Genomic DNA, 1,839 nt, shown 5'->3' with positions numbered 1-1,839 from the left:
CTGCGCCCAGCGGGCCCGCGCCCGATCCGCCCGCTCCAGACGCCGCTGCTGGACCGCACGCCACCGCTCATCCCGCCCCGGGGCGGTCTCGTCGAACCACGCCCGCCGCCGTGCCGCCCGATGCTCGCCCCGGTGCTGCGCGGCCCGACACGCCTCCGCCCACCGCGAGGCCACCAGCAGCCCGAACGCACCGCGCCCGGTCGGACGACCCGACGCAGTGCGCGCCCCACCACCGGCCTCGTGACGCATCCGCGCCCGGGCCAGGCCCGGTGGTTCCTTGCCGTTGCTGTAAGCAGCGGTATCGGTACGGCCCTTCGTCACGAAGAACGCCACCACCACACACGTCAGGAAGAACGCCTCCACCAGCCACTCCTCTCTTCTCTAGCGTCGTATCGACTTGTGGCTAGATCGGTCATCAGGTCAGCGATGCCGCGAGAGCGGCGATGAAGGTGTCCGCCGCGCTGTAGAGGCGCGGGACACCGGCCAGGACGGTGCCGACCAGGGCGAGGGCGGCGACGACCAGCAGCGACTTCGTCCTGGTGGCGGCGGTGATGCCGGAGCCGCGCAGGCGGCTGTAGGCCCACAGTCCGGCTGCGGCGGCGACCGCGCCCACCGCGGACACCCCGACGAGCTGGGCGGTGGCCTGCCCGGCCCCGGTCAGCGCGCCCCCGGACAGGGCGGTGAACAGACCACCGAACCAGCCGGCCGAGGCGCCGCCGACACCGAACCCGCCGACCACGGCAAGGACCGCGGCGACCTTCTCCCAATCCACGCCCTTCCCAGGCACGTCCAGGTACACGAGGACGATCGCCAGGACCAGCGCCAGAGCGCCGAGCGTGAGCATCGAACTCGGAATGAACATCGACCACGACACAACGACACCGTCCTTTCAGAACGCGAGGGCGAGTAGAACGACCACGACAACCGTGATCACGAAGCCGGACGGCTTGTCCCGAACCACGTTCGACACCCAATCCAGCGGGAACACCACGACCAGGGCGGCCAGAGTCAGCGCCGAGTGCGCCGCCCTCACCAGCGGATTGCTGGACGTGGTCCAGTCCCCCGACCGGGAGTACGCCCAGGTCTGGGCGTACGAGGGTGGCTGCTCGTTCCACCGTGGGCGGGCCTCCACCACGTCGCTGACGATCTGGGCGATGCGCTGGTCCCACGGCGCCAACGGCTTCACCTGCGCGGGCTCCACCTGGCTGTCGGCCTGGTCCTCACCGACCGTGGACGAATCGGCATCCCCGTCGACGATGTAGAGGCCCGGCCGTTCCGGAGTGGTCTCGTCCTGGTGTTGGTCAGATGCGGGCTGCGCCACGACGACCACCTCCCAGCTGCTCCCGCTTACGGCACCGGCCACAGACCTGCGCCGCCCGGCCCGGCGGGATCTCGAACGACCGCGTACACACCACGCACCGCCCACGGACCTTCACCGCCGCTCACCACCTGCAGCCAGCACAGCGGCACGCCGCTGCTCGGCCCGAGCGGCCTGACGCTCCTTCGCCCGGACCGCCTTACGCGCCGCGACCTCCTGCGCGTCATGCAGCTCAACGAACAGGTCCGCGAGGTCATCGGCGATCCGATCCAGCCGACGTTCGATGTCCGGGGACAGCGTTGTGCGGATGGAAGTCATCGCCGGGATCGCCGCACGGACAGCGCTCAGCGCTGCTGCGGCACGGTCACCTGGAGTTCGTGCTCGCCCGTAAGCGGTCGCGAAGATGCTGCGCTGCGCCGTGATCCTGCGCAGCGCCGCGTAGGCGCTGCGCGCCTTCGCATCAGCTGCCGCGTGCGGCTGCTGCTCGACCTCGGCCTCAGTGCTCATGCTGCGACCGCCGG

At 71.0% G+C, this 1,839-nt stretch carries 4 protein-coding genes; all 4 read right to left on the bottom strand.

Annotated features, from left to right (window positions below):
• On the bottom strand, positions 1 to 363 hold a 363-nt coding region (locus tag KPL57_RS60315; protein WP_226358891.1), incomplete at its 3' end, for a hypothetical protein.
• A 52-nt stretch (positions 364 to 415) separates the two neighbouring features.
• The gene (locus tag KPL57_RS60310) at positions 416 to 862 is read right to left on the bottom strand and encodes a hypothetical protein (protein ID WP_226358745.1); all 447 of its coding nucleotides are present in this window, start codon (positions 860 to 862) and stop codon (positions 416 to 418) included.
• Positions 863 to 889: 27 nt separating this feature from the next.
• Positions 890 to 1,321: a hypothetical protein gene (locus KPL57_RS60305; RefSeq protein WP_226358746.1), complete on the bottom strand. Its 432-nt coding sequence runs from the start codon at positions 1,319 to 1,321 to the stop codon at positions 890 to 892.
• Between the two features lie 111 nt (positions 1,322 to 1,432).
• On the bottom strand, positions 1,433 to 1,839 hold a 407-nt coding region (locus tag KPL57_RS60300; protein ID WP_226358890.1), incomplete at its 5' end, for a hypothetical protein.

This window comes from Pseudonocardia sp. ICBG601 (assembly GCF_020496245.1).
The sequence above is the reverse complement of the archived record's forward strand: the minus strand, read 5'-3'. Positions and strand labels throughout refer to the sequence as shown.

Coding starts and splice junctions, on each gene's coding strand:
- KPL57_RS60310 (WP_226358745.1), bottom strand. CDS start 862: ATGTTCATTCCGAGTTCGATGCTCACGCTCGGCGCTCTGGCGCTGGTC.